Raw genomic sequence first — 18,509 nt, forward strand, 5'->3', positions numbered from 1 at the left:
GGAGGCTGAAGATGAAGAATAAGAGCAGGAGCGTATGGCAAAGAGGAATAGCCGCCGTTTTGGCGGCGGCTGTTCTGTGGATGACCGCAGCATGGGGACCGGCCGTGGTGCAGGCGGCGGAAGCCCCCATTGGGGATTTGGGGCATGAGGATTTTGACAGCATTCCCCACGGGGGACGGCCAGGGGCAGGCTGGAGCTTTGCCTCCACCCCCTCCGGAGTAATTGCAAGCGTTTACGCTGAGCCTTCGGGCAACCATGTGTTCAGGATCGAACAGAGTAACCCCGTGTCGGGCAATTATGGTCCCCGCTTCTCCATTAATCAGGAGGTAAGCGCAGCGGAGCTGTCCTACCGGGTGAAGGCGGAGCAGACCACGGGCTTTATTTACTTGCCCCGCTTCACCGGTACGGGGCTCAGGCTGGGAATGAGCGACAGCGGCAGCTTCACGGTGGGCAATGGATCGGGGGGATGGAATTCCGTCATGGCCTATGAGGCCAACCGCTGGTATGAGGTGCGGGTTGTGCTGGATACGGCAACGGACAAGTACGATCTGTATATCGATGATGAGCCGGTTGCCGTTCAGCGGAGCACGGATACGCCGGGAGAGTCTATACGTCATGTGGAATTCGGTTTTTACCGGCTGGGCACAGGAGCATTCAGTGTGGATGATCTGAATGTGCATTCCTTTAAGGAAGCCGTGTCCGCCTCCTTCCCGCAGGCGGAATATCAGGCTGAGGTGGGCGGGAGGCTGGCCCTGAAGCTAACCTTTGCTCCTGCAGACGCCTCCATTCAAACAGCGGCCTGGTCTACCTCCGACTCCTCTGTGGCAACAGTGGACGGGAAGGGCGTTGTCACCGGCATCAGGGGAGGAGCTGTCCAGATTACTGCAGCCCCATACGCTGCGGGCTTAGCCCCCGTGGCGGTCACGGTCCAGGTATATGGGGCGCCTCCGGCAGCAGTTATGGTGCATCCTGCCACACTGCAGCTGGCGACAGGAGCGCGAAGCTTTCTGACGGCAGAGGTGACCCCTGCCAATGCAGGGAACAAGGCTGTTGTGTGGTCCACCTCCGATTCTGCGGTGGCTGGTGTGAGTCCGGCCGGAGAGGTGCGCGGAATCAGTCCTGGCACTGCTGTTATTACCGCCCGTTCCCAGGAAAATGCCTCCCTTCAAGCTCAATCTGCGGTGACGGTGACGGCTGCGTCCGTACCGGCCCCCGGCGATGCGCTGCATGAGGATTTCGAAACAACGGCTCTGGGGCAGAAGCCGTCCGCAGGCTGGAGCTATGGATCATCCGTCCCGGCGGTGGTGGATATCCGGGTAGGAGAAGCAGGGGCTGGCGAGTCCAGCCGGGTATTGTCCTTCTCCCAGAGCGACAGGGCCAATTACAGCTATGGCGTGGCAAGGCGGCTGGACGCCAGCATGGATAAAGCGGTGTTGGCGTACCGGATTCGGGCGAAGCAGACCAGCGGCTTTTTCTATATGCCCCGCTTCGCAACAACCTCAGGAGAGCTGGTCAAGCTGGGAATGAGCGATACCGGCGCCTTCAGCATCTGGGATACGGCAGGCGCCAAGTGGTTGGCGGTGAAGCAATATGAGCCAGACCGCTGGTATGAGGTGCGGCTGTATCTGGATACGGCTACGGACAAGTACGATCTATTCATCGATGGCGAGCTGGTGGCTGCGCAACAGCCTGCCGCCGCTGCCGCCGGGGACATCCAGCAGGTCAATATAGGCTTTTACAACGCGTGCATAGGCTCCTTCGACATCGATGATCTGAATGTGTACTCCTACAGACCGGCGGTGAGCGCGGCTTTTGCCCAGTCTGAATATACAGTTCCCTTGTATTACGACGCCAGGCTGAAGCTGGACTTCCTTCCTGCGGACGCATCGCTGCAGAGCGCGGTTTGGAGCTCGGATAACCCGGAGGTTGCCGCTGTGGACGAAACAGGCAAGGTGACCGGCGCAGGCGCGGGAACGGCGGTAATTACAGCGGCTCCCCTGGAGCCGGGAGTGCCGGCGGTGACAGCCGCTGTTTATGTAGTAGAAGTGCCTCCCCAATCGTTGACGCTGGATGCAAGCGAATTGCTGCTTTCTGTTGGCTCCCTTGGTGTGTTGAAGGCTGCCGTGTGGCCTGTGGAGACCACCGATCCCGCTGTGATCTGGTCCTCCTCCGATCCGGCCGTTGTCAGCGTAGCCAACGGTGAGCTGGAGGCCCATTCGCCGGGAACGGCCGTTATTACGGCAAGCGCCCGGGGGAACAGCGGGATTTATGCAGCAGCCCTGGCAGAGGTTGTCCCCGCAACGGTGCAGCAGGAATTCTATGTCTCCCCTGACGGGGACGACGCCAATCCCGGGACGGTTGAGCTGCCGTTCCGCACCCTGGACAGGGCGCAGCAGGCGGTGCGCGGTTGCAACGATGAGATGAACGGGGATATTGTGGTATATCTCCGGGGGGGAACCTATACCCTTCAGTCCACATGGACACTGAATGAGGAGGATTCCGGCGCCAACGGTTATACCGTCCGCTGGTCCGCGTATCCCGGGGAAGAGCCGGTGGTGAGCGGCGGGCGGACGATTGCGGGCTGGACTCTGCATGATGCGGCCAAGGGCATATACAAAGCGGAGGTCGGCGGGGATTTCGCCTCCCGCCAGCTGTTCATCGACGGCGTCCGGGCTACCCGCGCCCGCAGCGGAGCCGGTCTTGTGAATGCGGTGAAAACAGCCTCCGGCTATACCAGCGACGACGTGCAACTGGCTCTGTATGACCGGACGCAGGATCTGGAATTCGTCTACATGGAGCAATGGACCAATCCGCGGAGCGGAGTTGCTTCCGTCAGCGTGAACCAAGGCAAGGCGGTCATAGCCATGGATGAGCCGGGCTGGACGGCGGTATCCAACAAGGGAGGAACCTCGGCAACCTATCCGGTCTATTACGAGAATGCCTATGAGCTGCTGGACCAGGATGGGGAATGGTACTGGAATGAAGGCTCAGGGGAACTGTTCTACAAGCCTCGGGTGTGGGAGAATCTGGGAACAGCCGCGGTTATCGCTCCTGTGCTGGAGGAGCTGGTTGCCGTCAAGGGCAGCTCAGTGGAGCAGCAGGCCGCCAATATCATGTTTACCGGCATAACCTTCGCCGATACAACGTGGATGCGTCCCAGCTCTGAACTGGGCCACTCCGATGCGCAGAACAACCATCTGCGTTATCCGGGAGCAGGTGACATTCTGCCTCCCGCCGCCGTAACCGTGGAGCATGCGCGCGCGGTCCGCTTTGAGCGCAATGTTTTTACCCGGTTGGGCATTACCGGCCTGAAGCTGGTCAACGGGGTGCAGGACAGTCTGATACGCGGCAATGTCTTCTATGACATATCCGGCAGCGCCGTCAGCGTGGGCGATCCGGGCACAGGGCGCAGCAATGCCAATCCCTCGGACCCAAGGATGCAGATGCGCAACAACGATGTAGTCAATAACTATATTCATGATATTGGCGTGGAGTATATGTCCGCTGCCGCTATCTCCGCAGGGTTTCCCCTGGACATGGATATCAGCAGCAATGAAATTTTCAATATTCCGTACAGCGGGCTTCATATCGGTTATGGCTGGATGAACCGCTTCCCCAATATCCTGCGCAATATGAGAATCGAGCATAATTTCATTCATGATCTGCTGGGCAAGGGGATTTATGACGGGGGAGCCATCTATACCTTGGGCAATTCAGGCGGCAGTCCCAATCAGCCCAACCTGATCGCCTATAACTACATCCGCAACCAGATGAATGATTACGGGGCGTTGTATCCCGATGAGGGGAGCACCTTCTGGCAGCTCGACCGCAATGTGATCGACTTGTCGGAAACCCCCTTCTGGAGGAATGGAACGGCCCGCTGGTCCCTGGGCAATTCCAATCAGGATATAACCTTCAGCAATAATTATACAACCACCGGCCGCAGAGTCAGCAACTCTCCTTTGGCCAATGTGCGGGAGATCAATACCCAGGTGTATCCGGACGCCGACTGGCCGGCGGAGGCTCGGGACATCATTGCGCAATCCGGATTGAAGGAGGATTATGCGGATATCCGGGCGAATCATGCAGAGCGGATCACTGTGCCGCAGCAGTTGGTTCTCTCCCTTGGCGAGACCGGCAGACTGGAGCTTGCCGCAAGGGACGGCAAGGACCGGGCGGTTGATCCAAGCGGGCTGCAGGTGTACTGCAAGACAGATGATCCTTCTATTGCCTCAGTTGATGCCCAGGGCAATATTACGGGGCAGAGCGGGGGGCTGACCCGGGTATGGCTGTACGTGCTGGAGGGCAGCCTGCTGAAAACCTTCTCCTCTTCCGTTTATGTGGATGAGCATCTGGCGGGGCTGGCCCTTGACGAGACGGACCGGATCGGGGAATTAAAGCTGATGAAGGATGAGCCGCAAGCCTTCCCCATTGGCGGCCTGTCCAATCTGGGGCGTCTGCTGGAGCTGGATAGCATAACCTACACCAGCCATGATCCAACGGTTACAGCCGATGTATACGGCACATTGGAGGCGTCCGCGGCAGGCAGCTATCTGCTGACGGTGGAAGGAACCTGGAAGGGCGTTGCAGTGTCAAGGGAGTTTGCAGTCAAGGTGTATGAAAAAGGAGTCGCCGAGCCTTACATGCTGGAGGCGGAGCTTGCCGACGGGGACGGATGGTATGTGGACGCCTCCGGGGTCAAAATCGTCTCTCCCGACGGGCAGGGGATTACTCTGGGTTCGCCGAAGCAGTTTGCCCTTTACCAGCACAAGCAATATTGGAATGAGTTGCTTGATTTTCGGATGACCATCAACGCCTCCTCCGGCTGGCCGTCCGTCATGTTCCGCAGCCAGCATCCCGAGAGGGGCATTGACGACACCACTTATATTTTTACGGTGAAGCCGGATGTGCTGGAGCTTCAGCGGTTCAATGGAGGCGTGAGGACGGTCATATATGGAAGTATTGCAGGTTCGCCCAGTCTGGGGGGCCCGGCCATTCCCAATACGATGCTGCCCTTCAATCAGCGGCACCGGATTCAACTTGGGGCTGTTAACGAGGAGAACGGGGTGCGGCTTACCGTTGTGGCCAACGGGCAGACGGTGATGGATTATCTGGACACGGACGTGAACGCGATACGCGGCGCCGGATATTTCGGAGTATATGCCCGCAGCGGCACCATCACCTTGGAGCCGGGCGAATAGAGACGTTTTGTCGGCTGAACAAAGCCGTGGTGCGATTGGCAAGGGGAAGATCAATGGGAAAGCCGCCTGCTCTATGGGGGAATCATTGCATCGGAAGGTCCTTTTTTCGGGAGGGTGCAGGTTTGGCGAGTCGCGGCGGGATTGATAGCGGGCAACAAATGTACGCTATTTCGGAAACAGGCTGCTTTTTTGCGAAATAGCGTATATAAAATGTACGCTATTGGCAGAAATAGGCTGCTGTTTTGCCTAAAAGCGGTGAATAGCAGACATTTTGTGTACGCTATTCGGTGAAAAGGAGGCTTGGCAGCTCAATAGCGTACATTGTTTGGCGCTTACATGGGTGTCCTGGCTGTGTGGCAGTGGCCGCTGTCGCCCCTTTCAGCCGACTTCCGGCATTTCGGGCCGCTTCAGCCGTGTGCAGCGGCCCGCTCCTCCGGCAGTGGCTGCGTCCCACGCTTGTACTGAGAACGTAAAATGAAAATGGGACATCTGCTTTGTATGGGAATTGTGGCGAACGACAATTTCTCCCCAAAAGGCAGATGTCCTTTTTTTCGTATTATCTGCTCGACGAAATCTCTAAAATGATGACGTTAGAAAATTACAAAAACCTCCGGTTATTCTTCTTGCCGTCATAGGTGAACAATACCGCCTTATCCTCCACCACCGTTTCCAGATGGACGGTTTTGCCCCAGAGGCGGTGGACATAAGGCAGGGTCCGCTCCACATATTTCAGGTCCAGCTCCACACCCTCGTACATATGCTTCAGAAACAGCTCGCCGTTCCCCGTGTGGTTGCCGTCGGTAATAACCAGATAGGGGAATCCGCCGTTGATCCGGGAATAGACCAGCTGATCCCGAATATTCTCCCAGGTTTTATCAGTAATTTTCCACTCCGCGCCCTTCTTCTCGAAGACGTATAAATCCAGTTCCTCCACCAGTTGCTTGGTCAGGTAATTGCGGATGAAGGAAGTATCCGAATCAAACTCCCGCACCTCAAAAATCTTCGCCCGGCCCTGGCCTGGCTTTCGTCCGAAGCGGCGGATATCCTCCTCGCCGGGTGCATCCCAGCGCTTCTCGATGTCCTCCAGCATTTTTAGCCCGAGATAATACGGGTTCAGGCTGTTCCGCGAAGGCTGCACCACGCCTGAATTAAGCTTGGAGTATTCGATGGTCTCCTCGCTGGTCAGATCCAGCTCCCGGAGAATCCGCTGGTGCCAATAGGAGGCCCAGCCCTCATTCATAATCTTCGTCTCCATCTGCGGCCAGAAGTAGAGCATTTCGTCCCGCAGCATGGTGAGGATATCCCGCTGCCAGGGCTCCAGGATCGGGGAATATTCCTGGATGAACCAGAGCAGATCCTTTTCCGGCTTGGGCGGAAAACGTTTGGGCTTATCCTCCTCCGCCGCGGCATCCCCCTGCGTTTCCAGCTCCCACAGATCCTCGTAGCCGGTGGTTTTGACAGTTGCCTCCTCGGCCTGGTCCATAATTCCGTCCCCGTCCATATCATAGCGGTTGGGCCGGTAAGGCCGCACCAGATCCGGGTCCACATGCTCCTGAATGGCCAGCACCGCATCGATGAACTGCTCCACCCGCTCAGTTCCGTATTTGATCTCGTAGTGGCGGATGCGCTCTGCCGTAGCCGACATGCTCTCCACCATGTTCCGGTTGGTCTTGCTGAACCGGGCATTGTTCTTGAAGAAATCGCAGTGGGCCAGCACGTGAGCCACAATCAGCTTGTTCTGGATCAGGGAGTTGCCGTCCAGGAGAAAAGCGTAGCAGGGGTTGGAGTTAATGACCAGCTCGTAAATTTTGGAGAGGCCAAAATCGTACTGGGTCTTCATCCGGTGGAACGTCTTGCCGAAGCTCCAATGGCTAAAGCGGGTGGGCATGCCGTAGGCGCCGAAGGTATAAATAATATCCGCCGGGCAAATTTCATACCGCATCGGGTAAAAATCCAGGCCAAAGCCTGTAGCAATCTCGGTAATTTCGGCAATGGACTTTTCCAACGCGGCGATTTCATCCTGGTGCACCGTGGGTTCCCTCCTTAAGTCTATCCTGATACCGGCTTCTTCAATTACAGCCGCAGAGTCCGCATGTTCCGCATAAATCAAGGTTCGTAACAGTTTATGAGGGGAGGCGGAGGGATATTCTAGGGGGTCACGGGAGCTGAAGGGAGGCCGTGTCCGCCGTGGGCTGCTGCTGCCGGAAGCCGGTATGATTTTCTTTGCGGGCAGCCATCATATGGGAGGAACGCAAAATCCGATAGCAATGAGGCAAGATCGCGGCTAGCTTACGCGTTCTGTTTTTCCTATAATCAGAGCATAGGATAGGAAGGGGTGTTTTGAAGAATGGCAAACGTCATTAAAGTAACGGTATGGAATGAAAACCGCCACGAGCAGAGCAGCGAGGAAGTGCGGAAGGTGTATCCCAAGGGAATTCACGGAGCGCTGGCGGAGGGGCTTGGCGCGTTGGGAGAGCTGCAAATCGTTTGCGCTACTCTGGATGAGCCGGAGCATGGCCTGACGGAGGGGCGGCTGAATGAAACGGATGTGCTGCTGTGGTGGGGGCATACGGCCCACGGCGAAGTATCCGATGCGGTGGTGGAGCGGGTGTATCAGCGGGTGCTGCACGGCATGGGACTCATTGTCCTGCATTCCGGCCACTTCTCCAAAATCTTCAGGAAGCTTATGGGCACCTCCTGCGACCTGAAATGGCGGGAGATCGGCGAGAAGGAGCGGCTGTGGGTGGTATCTCCGGGACATCCGATTGCCGAAGGGATCGGGGAATACATCGAGCTTCCCCATGAGGAAATGTACGGGGAGCATTTCGACATTCCCCAGCCCGACGAGACGGTGATGGTCAGCTGGTTTGCCGGCGGCGAGGTATTCCGCAGTGGCTGCACCTTCCACAGGGGCCAAGGCAAGATTTTCTACTTCCGCCCGGGCCATGAAACCTACCCGACGTATTACAATGAGCAGGTGCTGCGGGTCATCCGCAATGGGATAAGCTGGGCGGCTCCCACTACCCGGGAATATCCCACATACGGCAAGTCCGAGCCTTTGGAGCCAATTTCCGCTAACGTGTAGGGCTCTGCCGCACATAAAAGCTCTTCGTCTTTGCGCGCATCCGCCGCGGGACAGGGAGCTTTTTTTGTACATGCTCACTGGGCTGGGGGCTCCCTCGTCTGCAGAAATGATAGCGTACCGCAAATGTTCGCTATTTGCTCAGAATGGAGGAAAATTAACTGAATAGCGACAAAAAATGTATGCTATTCATGCAAAACCGCTGCCCAAACAGCTGAAAAGAAGAAATAGCGTACATTGTATGCCGCTTACATACAGGAATCGGACCCGCCCAGGGGAAATAGCATACAATGTTTGCCGCTTACATTCATAGAATGCCAAATCTTTCAATATAAAAATTTTCTCCAAATAGATAGAGTAACCAATCAGGCAGAGCTCCTCCGGCATATCTTGTACAAATGAGAGAAGAGGGGAGATGGACAACGTATGCCGGATGAAACCAACGAAATTTTACAGCGCTTAACGCGGGTGGAAACCAAGCTGGACATGATCAATTCGGCCCGGGATATCGGTATGGAGGCTTTGCAGGCCACACGGGCTTTGCAGATGCGGGTGGAAGAGCTGCGGGACGAAGTGGAGCAACTGCGCAACAGGCAGGCCGAATTTCAAAAATGGCTGATTGGCATTATCATCAGCTCGGGAGGACTATTTATAGCCGCAGCCGGGCTTATGCTTCGTATGATGGAATCGTAAAATATGACCGGGTCTTTTCCATGCCAAGGCAGGAAAAGCATCCGGTTTTTTCTTGAAACCAAAAAAAGACAAACCTAATCAAGAAAGTTCAAAGTTGAAAAAGCGAGAATAATGGCGAATTTGCCGGGTATACAAAAATGTGCAATAGACGATGCAGCCGATTCGATGATAGTCTGGCTAAGAGAGCCGGCAGTGATTCTTTCATCCCAACCGTCCTGAACAGATCAGTCGGTATGACCTTTCTGTAAGCGTTTTATCGATTGACGGGAGTGTGAGATGAAGAAAGGAGGATATGTTGCTGCTGTTCTAGATTTTAACTTAGACTAAAGGGAGGCTTTGACTGCGGTGCAAATTACAAAAAAGCTTAGAAAACTCATCTCGGCCGCCTTGGCGTGCACATTGGTCTTTTCACAGGCCAGTCTTGCCATAGGGGCAAGCGTCATGAGCCAGGACACCAGTGCGTATACCGTTCTGGAGCAGGTTGACTTTGAAGATGGAACATTGGGAGGATTCGAACGCAGTACCAGTAACGATAAAATTATCGCAAAAGTGGAAACGGATGCATCAGGGAATCACTACATAAGCGCAAGCGTAAGTGATCAATCGGGAACAAGGAGTTTTATCAAGAAGCTGGCCCAGCCCACTGTTTCGGCTCAGGTTTATGCATCCTTTGACTGGAAGCCGGGCGATGTTTCCACAGCTCTGAATTCCAGTGAAATTCTGTTCCATGACAACAGCAAAACGAAGGTACCTTTGTTCCGGCTGGTTAAACAAGGCGGAGTTGGCGGAGGTATTCTGTACGAGATAGGAAAAACGGGCACTGATTTGACTACGGCCCAAACCGTCACCGGGGTAACCTATAGCGATTGGCTATCCGTCAGAGTATGGTTTGATTTTGCCGAACAGCAGGTTGCGTTTGAAATTCACGACAGAGCGCAGCCGGAAAACAGCTTTTCCGTTGATAAGCTGGATATCAGCCAGCTGAATTATACCAACAGCATTAGCCAGCTTAGCATCCAGGGCAACCGGGCAGGCGGGAATAATCTGACCTTCACCACATTGCTCGACAATCTTATAGTGAAGGCTTCAGAAACACCTGCTCCTTCTCAAGGAGTAAAGAACATTGTTTCAATTGGCAATTATGTGAATCAGTATACAGTTGTCAAGGGCACTTCCTTGGATAATATGCTTACATTGCTCCCCAAAAAGCTGGAGGTCAAGCTTAACAACGATGTGATCCTCCCGGAAGTGACAGTTGTGTGGAGCGGCACGGATTATAATCCCGATGTTCCCGGCACGTATCAGTTTACAGGAACGCTGGATTTGACCGGAATTGAAAATGTGGCCAATCCGAACAATCACCAGGCCCATGTTTCCGTATCGGTGGTTGATTTGCCGCCTATTCCCGCCGTTGATGGATTTGAACCTGTTATCTACAGCGACTTTGGGGACACAGTACCTGTTGCTCCGCTGAATTGGGGCTTTACTACTTCAGGTGCCAACCTGTCGACGCCTTTAACAGAGGTGGCAGGAAATACAACGCCCAAGCTTTATTTTTCCATGGAAAATCAGACTGGAGGACGTGTGGCAACGAAGGTTTTTGATTCCATGGTAACGGGCAGCAAGGTTCTGATTAAATTTGATTGGTATCCGGGGCAGATCAATGATAAGGGAGATCCGCTGAAGGAGGAAAACGGCGGGGACTTCCGCATTGTTGACGGCTCCAATAACGTGATTCTGACCTTGAATTACACACGGAACAATCCGTTGGCCTTCTACAGAGGGAATTTCCCCAAGACGAATACTCAATTTGCCAATCCCCTTGCCTGGTATGCGGTAGAGGTGCTGATCAACCAAGAAACCAATCAGGCTACGCTCAAAATGACGGATAAGAGCACAGGTATGTCCGAAGAGCATGTTCTGCCTCTTGACGATATTGTTTTTGACGGTTTTATCAGCGGCTTCAGACTGGTGGGCGTCCGGACTGCAGGAAACAATATCACCTGGTCCACTTATCTGGACAATATAGGCGTGTATCATGTTCCGGTTTCCGATAACTGGGTTATCAAGACGAACAAGCTTCCCTACAAAACCGTCTATGTTAATGAAACCAGTGCGGATGCAGCCAGCATTGGCATGCCTCAAGAGATTGAAGTAACTCTTGCCAATAAAACAACAGCCACTGTTCATGTAACAGAGTGGAATGCCGTCGGCAAAACATGGAATCCTGCCGTGCCGGGCATCTATAAATTTGAGGGTACAATTGCTGTTGGCTCCGAATTGAATAACGGCTTGAATCGAAAAGCAGTTCAGTTTGTCTATAACCGTCTCAAACCGCCTGTCAATCAGCGGCAAACAGAATGGCTGGACAAGGGACTGGTTGCTCTGAAAGCGGAGGAAGGCATATTTGTGAGCTGGCGGCTGCTGGCCGACGAATACGCGGCTGATGTTTCCTTCAATTTGTATCGCAATGGTATAAAATTGAATGCTTCGCCTCTGACGGTCACAAATTTTGCAGATGCTGATGGAGCTGCAGGGGATATTTACAAGCTGGAAACCCTGGTTAACGGTTCTGTATCCCTAGAGGATGAAACAGCGGCATTGGATAAGGATTACCTGTCTATTCCTCTGCAACGGCCTGAGGGGGGAACCACCGATACGGGCAGCTATACTTACCATGCCAATGACGCCAGTGTGGGCGATTTGGACGGCGACGGGCAATATGAGGTTATCATTAAATGGTATCCCTCCAATGCCATAGACAGCTCCCAAAGCGGGATGACCGGTCCGACCATTTTCGATGCCTATAAACTGGATGGAACCTTGATGTGGCGGATGAATATGGGGCGTAACCTGACTTCCGGCGCCCACTACCATCAATTTATTGTGGCTGATTTCAATGGGGACGGCAAGAGCGAAATAATGATCAAAACAGCCGATGCCACAACGGTTTATGGTGTGACCAACGGCGTATATGACCCCAATAAGATTATTAGCGTAATCGGCAATCCGGAGGATGATGGAAAATGGGTCAATGCGCAGGGGCATGTTTTTGGCGGCCCTGAGTATATGACGGTATTCAATGGGGAAACCGGGAAAGCCATCGACACCATCGACTATGCCTTCCCTGTAGGAGATGACGGCGGTCTGTCCTGGGGCGATACCTGGTTTAACCGCTCCGACCGTTTCCTGGCGGGGCTGGCCTATCTGGATGGCGTCAAGCCAAGCGCTGTATTTGGCAGAGGGTACTACGAAAGAACGACCTTTATCGCATACAGCCTGGTAAACGGCAAATTGGTGCAGGACTGGACCTTTGACTCCAAGGCGGAGGGAAGAGGCGCCGGTCTCGGGTACCACAGTTTGGCCACAGCTGATGTGGATAATGACGGCAAGGACGAAATTATCGCGGGCTCATTGACTCTGGATCATGACGGCAAGATTCTCTATGCTATGGACGGAGCGGAACAACGGGAGCTGGGTTCCCACGGCGACGCTCTTCATGTGGGGGCTTTTGATCCTAACCGCGAGGGACTTCAAGTGTATGGCGTGCATGAAGTTCCGGCAGTAGCGTCCATGGAATACCATGATGCGGCAACCGGCGAAACCTTCGCTAGCTACTATGCCTCCAAGGATACGGGCAGAGGGCTGGCCGCCAATATCACCTCCTCGCCGGGGTATGAATATTGGGGCGTTGCCGGAGACAAGCCGGAAACCGGAGGCGCGATCTATAATGTTCAGGGCGGTTATGAGAACCCGAGTTACCGGAATGCCGGCTTGTCCGTGAACTTTGCCCTGTATTGGGATGGAGATCTGCTGCATGAGCTGCTGAACGGGGTAACCGACGACTCCGGTAATGCGGCTGTAGGCGGAACTACAATCGATAAGTATAATGAAGCAACTGGCAAGTCCGAGCGGATGGAAGCATTCCAGGATGTGGTCAGCAACAACGGAACCAAAGGCACCCCGAGCCTGCAAGCCGATATTCTGGGAGACTGGCGTGAGGAGGTTATTCTTCCCACAGCCGACAGCACGGAGCTGCGGATTTTCAGCACCACCATTCCGACGGAATACAGGCTGTACACCCTGATGCATGATCCGGTATACCGAAATGCCATTGGCTGGCAGAATACGGCCTATAACCAGCCTCCTCACATTGGCTTCTATTTGGGTGAGGACATCAGAAATACGGTGCTTGCCAACGGCTTGAACGCGCCGACTGTTGCTTATACCAATAAACCGTCCAATACGGGCACTACTCCTGATACAGATTCCGGTTCGGCGCCTGCGGCCGGCGGCTCAGCCGTCCCATCGGCGTCCGTGGATGCTAATGGTTCAGTTTCCTTGGCAGGAAAATGGAATGAAGCAGCCAAACGCCAGGAAGCGGCACTTTCCCAGGCAACGCTGCAGGAGGCGCTGAAAAAAGCGGCGGCAGGTACTGACGGTATCAAAAAAGTGACGCTGAAGCTGGGCGGTACAGCCGACGCCTATCTGGTGCAGCTTCCTCTGGAAGCGCTGCGCGCAGAAGGCGGCAAGCATGAGCTGACGATTGCCAGCGGCGCAGGTGAGGTGACCCTGCCCTCCTCCATGCTCGGCACGCTGACCCCGAAGGAAGGTACAGCCGTTGCCATTTCCCTGGCTGTGGTGAAGCCGGAGCATGTGGCGGACAAGAAGGTGGTAGAGGTTTCCCTGCTTCTGGATGGCAAGGCCGCAGCCTGGAGCAATCCGGGAGCGCCCGTGCGGATTGCAATCCCTTATCAGGCGGCAGCAGGCGAGGATGCGGAGAAGCTGTCCGTTATCTATCTGACGGATTCCGGAGAGCGGACTCCGGTGTATAACGGACGGTACGATGCGAAGAAGAATGCAGTTGTGTTTGCCACCACCCATTTCAGCAAGTTTGCCGTTACCTATGCACCCAAAAACTTCAAGGATTTGGAAAATTACTCCTGGTCCCAACGGGCCGTGGAAGTGCTGGCTGCCAAGGGCATCATTAATGGAACCAGCGATGCTCTCCAAACCTACGATCCGGCACTGTCTGTAACCCGGGCGGATTATACGGTTTTGTTGGTGAAGACGTTGGGACTTACCGCCGATGCGGCAGACAATTTCAAGGATGTGGCGGCAGGGGAATATTATGCCGAAGCCGTAGCAGTAGCGAAGAAGCTGGGCATTGCCCAAGGCGGGGAGGACGGCAGCTTCCATCCTCAAGCCCCTGTTACCCGCCAGGATATGATGGCGCTCACGGTCCGGGCCATGAAGGCTGCGGGGATTACACTTAGCGCCGCGGCCGGCGCGTTGGATGCTTTTGCGGATAAAGCGGAGGTTGCGGATTATGCCCGCGACGCTGCCGCGGCTTTGGTTTCCGCCAAGCTCATCGACGGGTACAACGGGCAAATCCACCCGCTGGGACAAGCAACCCGGGCGGAAACCGCCGTCTTCATGTACAGGATCTATAACTTGCAATAGACTGCCTGCAGATAAGCGTTTCACCTAACCATAAGCCGTCCGTTTGCCGCAGCTCTATGCGGCCAGCGGGCGGTTTTTCCTCACTGGGCGGTTAAAATCAGGGGGCCGTCCGCCATGACTGCAATGGTATGCTCATATTGCGCCGACAATTTGCCGTCGGCCGTTCTCGCCGTCCACCGGTCGTCGTCGATGGTAATGCGGAAGGTACCTTCGTTGATCATCGGTTCAATCGTAAACACCATGCCTTCCTTTAACCGGATGCCCTTGCCGGCTGTGCCGATATGCGGGTAGCTCGGGTCCTCGTGCAGACTGCGCCCGATCCCGTGGGCCAGCAGATCGCGCACAACCGAATATCCGTTCCCTTCCGCATGCTGTTGAATCGCCGATGTGATGTCGCCGAGCCGGTTTCCTGGGTGCGCAAGGGCGATTCCCAGATCCAAGCATTCCTTGGTCACCTTCATTAATTTCTGCGCCTCCGGCCGGATATTGCCCACCGCGTAGCACCAGCACGAATCGCCGAACCATCCGCCGTATTCCACGACGATGTCGAGCTTCAGCAGGTCGCCGTCTGCAAGCGTCCGGTTGGAAGGAATGCCGTGGGCCACCACGTCGTTGACCGACGTGCAGGTTTCCGCGGGAAAGCCGTTGTAGCCCTTCGTAAACTGCTTGCCGCCCAGCTTGGTGATATGTCTGGCAACAAAGTCGTTGATTTCCCGGGTGGTGATCCCGGGCTGGATCAGCTTGGCCGCCTCCCGGTAGCAGTCCGCAACGATTTGGCCCGCAGGCTTCATCTCTTCGATTTCCCTGAGTGACTTTATAATAATCATCCTGTGTTTATCCGCTCCTTATCCATTCTATAATTTTAAGAACCGGACGATCTCCCCGGCCTCCTCGTGCAGCTTGCCGCGGCGAAGGGAAAGCGCGGCGCAGCCGGCCAAGGCGGCCAGCAGCATTTCCGCGCGCTGCAGCCGATACGGCGGCTCCGCCGCGTTCCCGCCTGCAGCGGCAGCTCTGTCCGCCGCAAGCCCGGCTTCCAGCAGCGCGGTAAACGGCGCGAGCACCTCCCGGCGAAAAGCCGCCGAAAGCGGGGCGGAGCGCGCATCAGGCAGCTGGGCAAAGCCCTCCCCGGCCAGCTTATACAGCAGGTACAGGGCGTGGTCCTCCGCCCAAAGCTGCAGCAGCCGGACGGCGGCGGCGGGACCAAGCTCTGCGGCAGCGGCGGGGCCCTCCGGCGGAGCCTTCAGTTGAGCCTTCAACAGGGGCTCCAGCCATTCCCCAGCCCGCTCCAACGCGTCCCATAACAGGTCGTAGAGCAAATCGTTCTTATTGCTGTAATAATGGTATACCGTGCCATAGCCGAGCTCCGCCTGGGCGGCTACATCGCGGATTTCCAGCAGAGGCCCTTTATCCAAAAAAACATCGGCAGCAGCCTTCCGGATTTGCGCCAGACGCCGCAGCCGGATCTCTTCGTTCTGCTCCTTTGTGCGTGGAGTCATTACGTCTGTTCACCTCTTTTGTTTTTGACCTGCTCTTATGTCAATATAAAACATCGGCCTGCAAATAACAAGAGATAAACAGAAGGCTTTCCGGTTCAGCCTGCAAAACGGCGCTTGAATACCGGGTTAGTCCCGCCGCCTCCTCCAGGCCTGCACCCCCATTTCCGTTGCCTTGACGGCACACCGGGCCAAAGGGATAATAAGGAGAGTGAGGCTAGAACGAGCGATTTTTGAAAAAGAAGGAAGGGTGGTTTATGAAGACTACTGTGGAGGATTTTGCCCTGTCCGACATTGCTGCGGTGATCCGCAAGCGGGTTTCCGTCCGCAACTATGCGGCGCGTCCGATTTCCGAGGAGGATTACGAGGCCATCGGGCAATATATAGCTGATCCCGGACGGCTGACCGGTCCCTTCGGCGGCACCACCCGGGTGGAGCTGGTGAAGGTGACCGGCGCCGTTTCCGAGAAGGGCATCAAGCTGGGCACCTACGGAATGATCAAACATCCCCAAGCCTATCTGGTCGGGGTGATTCCGAAGGATAACAAACAGGCGCTGCTGGACTTCGGCTATGCCTTCGAGAAGCTGGTGCTGTTTCTGACGGACAGGGGCATCGGCACATGTTGGCTGGGCGGCAGCTTCAACCGCAATTCCTTCGGCAGGGAGATCAACCTGTCCGATAGTGAAACCATCCCCTGCATTACTCCCATCGGCTACTCCCAGGGAAAGGAAGGTTTGCTCCGTTCGGCCATGCGGACATTTGTAAAGGCCGACAACAAAAAAGGCTGGAGCGAGCTGTTTTGCGACGGCGCCTTCGGGCAGCCCTTGGAAGAGAAGAACGCGGGCAAGTTCGCCGTACCGGTGGAAATGGTCCGCCTGGGACCGTCCGCCTCCAACAAGCAGCCCTGGCGGCTGGTGATTGCGGAGGACCGCAGCGCCGCACATCTGTATCTGGCGCATACTCCCGGCTACAGCGAGGTCATGCAGCTGACGGATATGGGCATCGCCATGAGCCACTTTGAGCTGGGCTGCCGCGCGGCGGATGTGGACGGAGGCTGGGTGCGGAGCGATCCGGGGCTTCCGGTGCCGGATGCACGGACGGAGTATATTGCCAGTTGGGTGGTCAAGGCTTAAGCAGCGCAAAATAGCCCTTTCCCGGTTCAGGCGGGAGAGGGCTTCTTCCGGTTGAAATTAAGGCTTCAGCAAAACCTTAATGGCGTTATCCTCTTTTTTATCGAAAATATGGTATCCGTGCTCAGCTTCGGCCAGCGGCAGCGTGTGCGTGATAATATCCGTAGGGTCAAAAACTCCGTCTTTAATTTGCCGGTACAGCTCCGGCAGGAAATGGATCACCGGCGCCTGGCCCATCCGCAGATTGATATTCCGGGCGAACAGGTCTCCGAAGGGAAAGGCGTTGTAGTTCATGCCATAAACTCCGGTTACCTGGATGGTGCCGCCTTTGCGCACCAGCTTGGCAGCCATGCGGAAAGCGCCGAGGCCGCCGCCCTGCAGCTTCAGGAGGGTTTCTACCGCCTCCAGCACCGTTTTCTCCGCATCCAACCCCACGCAATCAATGACCACATCCGCTCCGCCTCCAGTCAGCTCCTCCAGATGGCCCAGCAGATTATCCGTGGTTTTGAAGTTGAAGGTCTCCACCTTATTGGTGCGCCGCGCATGCTCCAGCCGGTAATCCACATGATCGACGGCGATGACCCGCTTTGCTCCCTTGAGCCAGGCGAACTTTTGCGCCAGAAGCCCCACAGGACCGCAGCCCAGAACAATGACTGTATCTCCGTCCTTTACTCCGGCATTCACCACACTCCAGTAGGAGGTAGGAACAATGTCCGAAAGAAACAGCAGCTTTTCATCCGGCAGCTCGACATCCTCAGGCACCTTGAACGGAACAAAATTGGCATAGGGAACCCGCATATATTCCGCCTGTCCTCCGGGATAACCGCCAAAGGTTTCGCTGTAGCCGAAATATCCTCCAGTGTCGCCATGCAAATAAGAATTGCTGTTGTCGCATTGGCTCTCCAACTGGTGGGTGCAGTACCAGCATTGCCCGCAGGCCACATTGAAGGGAATAATCACCCGGTCGCCTTTTTTGACCCGGGTTACTTCAGCTCCGGCTTCTTCCACAATGCCCATAGGCTCGTGGCCGATGACGAAGTCCTTGGGGGTGTTGGGAATTTCCCCGTTAAACAGATGAAGGTCGGAGCCGCAGATGGTGGTGCTGGTAATCCGGACAAGGATATCATCCGGCTTCTCCAGCTTGGGATCGTCGACCTCCTTGACCTTCACCCGGCGCATGCCTTGATAAGTCAGAGCTTTCACGGCAAATCATCCTTTCTTTTTCGGTTAGCATTTCCGGAGGAAAAGAAGCATATGCCAAAAGTGGATAAGCGGTTCATCTGTTTTTGGGCAAGTTCACGGCTTTGTCCAGAACCAAAGGGAAATTTCGCGGCAATTCGGCAAAAATGATTGATTTTCCAACCGGTCCGTTTCATAATGAAACCCGGAACCATCCTACCCGCATTCAAAAATCATGGTTGTTGTGCACATCCCCGACGGGGATGAA

At 55.3% G+C, this 18,509-nt stretch carries 9 protein-coding genes; 5 read left to right on the plus strand and 4 right to left on the minus strand.

The genetic code is table 11. From position 1 onward, the window contains the following. Positions 1-11 precede the first annotated feature (11 nt). Positions 12-5,201, plus strand: a complete 5,190-nt coding sequence (locus tag DQG13_RS01080; protein WP_113017507.1) for an Ig-like domain-containing protein — start codon at positions 12-14, stop codon at positions 5,199-5,201. A gap of 598 nt (positions 5,202-5,799) precedes the next feature. Here the strand turns inward: DQG13_RS01080 and DQG13_RS01085 are convergent. After that, positions 5,800-7,230 carry a SpoVR family protein gene (locus tag DQG13_RS01085; RefSeq protein WP_113017508.1) on the minus strand — a complete coding sequence of 477 codons (1,431 nt, stop codon included), beginning with the start codon at positions 7,228-7,230 and terminating at the stop codon, positions 5,800-5,802. A gap of 318 nt (positions 7,231-7,548) precedes the next feature. Here DQG13_RS01085 and DQG13_RS01090 point away from each other — a divergent pair, with 318 nt between their 5' ends. The 3 genes from DQG13_RS01090 (at position 7,549) to DQG13_RS01100 (ending at position 14,439) form a co-directional block, all read left to right on the plus strand. Then, positions 7,549-8,286, plus strand: coding sequence for a ThuA domain-containing protein (locus tag DQG13_RS01090; protein WP_113017509.1), 738 nt, complete (start codon positions 7,549-7,551; stop codon positions 8,284-8,286). A 423-nt stretch (positions 8,287-8,709) separates the two neighbouring features. After that, complete coding sequence (locus DQG13_RS01095) at positions 8,710-8,976, plus strand: hemolysin XhlA (protein WP_113017510.1); 267 nt, start codon at positions 8,710-8,712, stop codon at positions 8,974-8,976. Between the two features lie 441 nt (positions 8,977-9,417). After that, positions 9,418-14,439, plus strand: coding sequence for a rhamnogalacturonan lyase family protein (locus tag DQG13_RS01100; protein ID WP_113017511.1), 5,022 nt, complete (start codon positions 9,418-9,420; stop codon positions 14,437-14,439). A gap of 80 nt (positions 14,440-14,519) precedes the next feature. Here DQG13_RS01100 and map read toward each other — a convergent pair whose 3' ends face one another. Then, on the minus strand, positions 14,520-15,266 hold the full coding sequence (map, locus tag DQG13_RS01105) for a type I methionyl aminopeptidase (protein WP_113017512.1): 747 nt from the start codon (positions 15,264-15,266) through the stop codon (positions 14,520-14,522). A gap of 27 nt (positions 15,267-15,293) precedes the next feature. After that, on the minus strand, positions 15,294-15,935 hold the full coding sequence (locus DQG13_RS01110; protein ID WP_113017513.1) for a TetR/AcrR family transcriptional regulator: 642 nt from the start codon (positions 15,933-15,935) through the stop codon (positions 15,294-15,296). A gap of 254 nt (positions 15,936-16,189) precedes the next feature. Between DQG13_RS01110 and DQG13_RS01115 the strand changes: the two genes are divergently transcribed. Next, positions 16,190-17,065, plus strand: a complete 876-nt coding sequence (locus DQG13_RS01115) for a nitroreductase family protein (protein ID WP_113017514.1) — start codon at positions 16,190-16,192, stop codon at positions 17,063-17,065. Between the two features lie 57 nt (positions 17,066-17,122). On the opposite strand, the gene DQG13_RS01120 is transcribed toward DQG13_RS01115, so the two are convergent. After that, the gene (locus DQG13_RS01120) at positions 17,123-18,265 is read right to left on the minus strand and encodes a zinc-dependent alcohol dehydrogenase (protein WP_113017515.1); all 1,143 of its coding nucleotides are present in this window, start codon (positions 18,263-18,265) and stop codon (positions 17,123-17,125) included. Positions 18,266-18,509 lie beyond the last annotated feature (244 nt).

Origin of the sequence: Paenibacillus sp. YN15 (genome assembly GCF_003285005.1) — a bacterium.
Taxonomy (GTDB): Bacteria; Bacillota; Bacilli; order Paenibacillales; family NBRC-103111; genus Paenibacillus_AR.